At 69.0% G+C, this 4,872-nt stretch carries 5 protein-coding genes; 4 read left to right on the forward strand and 1 reads right to left on the reverse strand.

Translation table 11 applies throughout. From position 1 onward, the window contains the following. The 4 genes from QK442_RS35820 to QK442_RS35835 form a co-directional block, all read left to right on the forward strand. A partial coding sequence (locus QK442_RS35820; protein WP_282698325.1) for a DUF317 domain-containing protein occupies window positions 1–1,312 on the forward strand: 1,312 nt, incomplete at its 5' end. A gap of 832 nt (window positions 1,313–2,144) precedes the next feature. Next, on the forward strand, window positions 2,145–2,969 hold the full coding sequence (locus QK442_RS35825) for a sugar nucleotide-binding protein (protein ID WP_282698326.1): 825 nt from the start codon (window positions 2,145–2,147) through the stop codon (window positions 2,967–2,969). 758 nt (window positions 2,970–3,727) lie between these two features. Further along, window positions 3,728–3,979: a hypothetical protein gene (locus QK442_RS35830; protein WP_282698327.1), complete on the forward strand. Its 252-nt coding sequence runs from the start codon at window positions 3,728–3,730 to the stop codon at window positions 3,977–3,979. Further along, the gene (locus QK442_RS35835; protein ID WP_282698328.1) at window positions 3,976–4,395 is read left to right on the forward strand and encodes a hypothetical protein; all 420 of its coding nucleotides are present in this window, start codon (window positions 3,976–3,978) and stop codon (window positions 4,393–4,395) included. Before QK442_RS35830 ends, QK442_RS35835 begins: the two co-directional genes overlap by 4 nt. Here QK442_RS35835 and QK442_RS35840 read toward each other — a convergent pair. Next, window positions 4,376–4,872, reverse strand: a 497-nt coding sequence (locus QK442_RS35840) for a hypothetical protein (RefSeq protein WP_282698329.1), incomplete at its 5' end; no start/stop codon positions are given. The genes QK442_RS35835 and QK442_RS35840 overlap by 20 nt on opposite strands.

Here is a 4,872-nt window from a genome sequence, read left to right on the forward strand (position 1 = left end):
ACCCCCGAAGGACCCCCCGATGCACGCCCCCGCCGACGCCCACATCCGCTTCACTCTCCACCCGGACCACCATCCCGCCGTCATCGCCACCACGTCCGGGCCGACGAGCGACGCCGCCCGCTCCGACCTGCACGACCTCGGCTTCCGCAGCACCGGCCCGGCCACGATGGTCCTGGCCCGCATCGACCGCGAGGAACCCCACTACACCGCCAAGGCGGCACACCTCCTCCAGCAGTACGGCTACACCACCGAGATCGCCCCGGCCCTCCAGGAGGAGATCGACACCGAGTGGACCTGGGCGAACTACCCCTATCCCTGGTGCACCCGCGACGAGATCCGCGCGGTGAGCGCCCAGGCCCAGCGCATCCACGACGACATCGCCGAAGGCCGGCTGATCATCCACCTGCACGCCGACGACGGGCACACCACCGTCGCCGTCGGCTCCTACACCACCGGCGTACGACGGCACGTGCACCTCCATGGTGAGAACCACCTGCGGCAGGAGACCGACATCATCTTCGACACCGAAGCGGAGGCCGTCGCCGAGTTCCACCGGCTCTACTCCGTCGCCGTCCGCCCCGGCCCCGCCCCGCTCACCGACCTCGAACAGGCCGTCGGTCGACTCCTCACGGGCAAGCCCCCGGCCACCACCGCCGAACAGGCCCCCGCGCCTTCGGTCGAGCCGCCGGTCGCGGAGCCCGGCGAGCACGAGGCGTTCCTCCAGGCCCTGTTCGCCCAGGAGCGCCAGTGGGAGAGGTACCGACCCTTCGACGAGACGACCATCGCCTCCCATGAATCCCTCACCGTGCGAGTCGAGTTCGACCACGAAGCCCGCCACCGCACCGACGTCGCCTGGACCATCGCCGAGTACGACGGCCCGGTTGGCGAACGCCTCTGGCACGCCACCATCACCGCCGGCACCCCTGTCGCCCTGATCCACACGATCCTGCAGCACCTCGACGCCCCGCCGCTCGTCGCCGCTTGGGAAGCACACGACGTCCTCCGCGACGCCGGATGGCACCCGGCGAGCCACCCCGCCCGCACCACCTGGACCGCAGCCGACGCCATCACCTTCGAGCACACCCCGCGCGCCGAGACTGACCGCTGGATGCTGTACGGCGGGAACAACCTCGACCGAGCGGCGTGGACCATCCGCCTCTCAGCCGACGTTCCCCACGACCTCCTGGCCCAGCTCGCCAGCACCGCCGCTGCTCTGTTTCCATCATCCACACGGCCGACCCCGAGGCCGCTCCCGGCGCCCGCCCGCAGGCTCCCCGCAGCCGTGCCCGCCCAGCGCGCCCGCGGCCGGTAACCTGGCCGCCGCCGAAGCTGAACACCTGCCACCAGATCTGACCTGCACGGATGTGACTCCAGACTGGCCAGCGGGGTCCGACGAGCTAGCTTCCGGGAAGCCCGAAAGCTAGATTAGGAGCGACGCTTAAAACTTGACGCACACCCCAAATACGCGGCAACTTATTAGCGTCACACTTTCGGCGCCAAAGTTACGACGGAAATTACGACGCAAACTTTCAGCGCGGGAAGATTAGCAAAGTTGCCGCAGCGTAGATTAGCAATCTGGTCGCGACAAAAGTTGAGGCCGACGCAGACGAGAACGTCCACGCCGGCCTCTCCCCGGACTGCCGTCCGGGACCGTCTAGACCCCGGTCCCGGGCGGCGCCCTACCTCATCAGAAAGGCCAGCACGGTCGCACAGCTGGCCAGAGCAGACGCCACGCGCGCCACGATGGCGCAGATGGCCTTCAACCGCTGAAGCCCCTTGCGAGGGCTACCTCCTGACGAGGGTTCCTGCCGCGACGGATCACACATGCGATCCACCTCCCTGTGAGGGGCACGCCGGTTGCGTGCTCCGGACAGGACAGCTCGGCACACCGAACCGCCCCGTGCAGAGCACGAGCCAGACCCCCGCGAGGAACGGGCGACAGGACGCTCACAATAGCCGTTCCTGAACCCTCCGCGCGACCTTCGAGATACCACCCGGAAAAGATAGGCTCGGCGTGCGAACTCGATGCGTACGCACGCGTCATGAAGCCCACCGACTTCCGCTCGCGTTGCCTATTCGCATTTCAAGATGCATTGTCATCCGCAGGTGCCCAGAGGAGCCGGCCTGCGCTACCGTGTAGCGCCATGACGGTGCTGATCATCGGGGCCAGTGGGTTCCTCGGGACGGAGCTGGTGCGTCAGGCGAGCGCCGCGGGCAATGCCACGGTCGCGACGTTCAACTCCCGCCCCGGCGACGGTGGCGGCACTAAGTGGCATCAGCTGGACCTGCGCGACTCCGTTCGCCTCGATGCTGTCCTCGACGCCGTGACCCCAAGCGCGGTGATCAACGCGTCCAGTGGCAACGCTGACTGGGCGGTCACCGCCGACGGTCCCATCCGCCTCGCCGTGGCGGCGGCAAGCAGGGGGATCCGTCTGGTGCACGTGTCCAGCGACGCGATTTTTTCCGGGGCCGACGTGCACTACGACGAGACAGCGCTCCCCGATCCCGTCACCCCCTACGGGGCCGCGAAGGCCACCGCCGAGACCGCCATACGCCTCTTCCACCCGGCATCCGTCGTCGCCCGCACCTCGCTGATCATCGGCGACGGCGGGTCCTCCCACGAACGCGTCGTCCACGAACTCGCTTCCGGCACACGGGATGGAGTTCTGTTCACGGATGACACCCGCTGCCCCGTCCATGTCGCCGACCTCGCGGCTGCCTTGTGGGAGCTTGCGCTGACCGACGCGACCGGCGTCTTCCACTTGGCCGGTCCCGACGCCGTCAGCCGCTACGACCTCGGCGTGCTCGTCGCGCAACGGGATGGACTCGATCCCGCCCTTCTGCCCGCCGGCCTCAGGGCAGACAGCCACCTGCCCGGGGCCCTCGACGTACGCCTCGACAGCCGCGCCACTCAGCAACGGCTGAGCACCCAGCTCCGCGGAGCACGGGAGTTCCTGGGGACAGGCTGACGGTCAGCTACGCACACAACCAAAGGCGAGAGCGAAGATCGTCCCGCGCTCCGGCACCACCGCCCCTGGTTGCACGAGATGAGGTTGGTGATGCTACGCGACACCAACCACGCGATCACGGCAGAGATCCGGCACAAGTTCGGGTGAGCAGGTCCTGCGCCATCGGCCGTGATGAGCGACGCCGTGCCCTCACACACACGGCACCGGTCGGGCGCACTGGATGCGGTCTCGCGCTGACCGTAGGGGGCTGATCCGTTCGGCTGCGCGGAGTATGTACCTCAGGCCAGGATGGACCGCCAGGACTTCGTTCGAGCGTTTCGGGCCACGATGCGAGGGGGATTGATGGAGAGGTTCGTTCCGCACTTTCAGGGCCGTCCGTGGCCGAGCGGGATGCCGGCGCTGCACGTCTACGTGCTGCCCCGCCCGGGGGTCGATGACGGGGTGCTGTCGCTCGCGCGGTCCTGCGTGCTGCTGACGGAGGGATACCCGGTCGACCCTCAGATCTCGGCCACCGGCGACGACGCGGGGCTGCTGCACGCTACGTTGGAGATGCTGGCGGACGCCCCGGCCAACGAATATGACGAGCCTGCGATCCAACAACTCGTCGAGGCCCTGGAGGCGGAGCTCGCCGACATCGCCCCGTTCACGACCGAGGTGGGACCCCCCCATCGCGAACATCGCGGGGGGGCGTCTTCGACTTGTGGCCGGAGGCGGAGTTCGAAGTGGTGCGTGGGGCAACACGTACGGGGATTAGGAAGGTGCGGGGCGAGGCCGCACTCCAGCACCAGGGCGGCCGGGGGCACGTCTCGTTCTGCTACGCCGACGACACCGCCTCCTCTGACCGGCTCAACTCGCGCCTGCGGAACGAGATCACCCCACGGCGGGCGCCGATGCATGTGGATCGTGTACACCTGGTTTCCGTGACCTGGACGGAGGATGAGGCCAGCGGCGGATGGCGCATGTCGATGGAACCGGTCGCGGAGATCCGCCTCGGCGGCTCCACCCGATGACGGTCGGGTGGACCGTGCTCCTCGCTATTGCTGTCCCGGTCATCGGCCTGGTCGGCTGGGGCTTCGCCCGAGGCGTGCTCCGGGGCGCCGTGCAGTCGGCACGCGAGCAGGTCCGCCGCGACCTCATCGCCCTCGGTCAGAGCCGTGCCGTCGTCGAGACGCTGGCTCACAAGACCGGCGAGGTGGCCGTGGCGTTCGCGGCGCCCGGCGCCGACGGCCGTGAGTACATGATCGGCTGGCTGTGGTGGCGCGCGGCACTCGACCCCAACGGATCGGTCGAGCACACCACGGGGTGGGCGCTGACGTACCGGCGAGCGCGCCGGGCCGCCGGCCTGCCCACGACCATGAAGGCGCGCCACCCCGAGTTCATCATCACGCGGGCGGCCGAGAGGCGTGTCAGCCGCGGCGGTCGATGATGTGGTTGAGCTTCCGCAATACGCCGTCTCGGCCGACGATCGGGTGCGTCGGCGTCCGCAGGAACACGTTGACCTCTACCGGGTCGCTGTGCCGGTCCAGGGACGTCGACGCGATCAGCAGCTCGGGGAGCAGGTGGCTTCCCGGTGCGGAAGGCCGGGCCCCGGTCGCTCGGGCGACCGCCATGCGTACCCGTGCGGCGTCGAGCTGCCATGAGGCCGTGATGTGCCCCTGGACGCATTCCAAGATCGCCTCGGGGCCGTCGACGCGAACCGCGAGTACGCCGTCGCCGTACGGGCATTGCAGCGGCATGACGCTGCTGCGGCTCACGATCTGGAACTGGTTGGCCTTGATGGTGAGCAGGCCGGGTACGACCTGCGGTGCGGTGGCCTTCTCGCGGGCTTCATCCGGGTAGTCGGCGAGAAGCTGAGCGAGCCGGGAGGCTGCGCCCCTCATGGGGGACGGGCCAGGGGCTGGAG

The sequence above is a fragment of the Streptomyces sp. CC208A genome (assembly GCF_030010625.1).
Classification (GTDB): domain Bacteria; phylum Actinomycetota; class Actinomycetes; order Streptomycetales; family Streptomycetaceae; genus Streptomyces.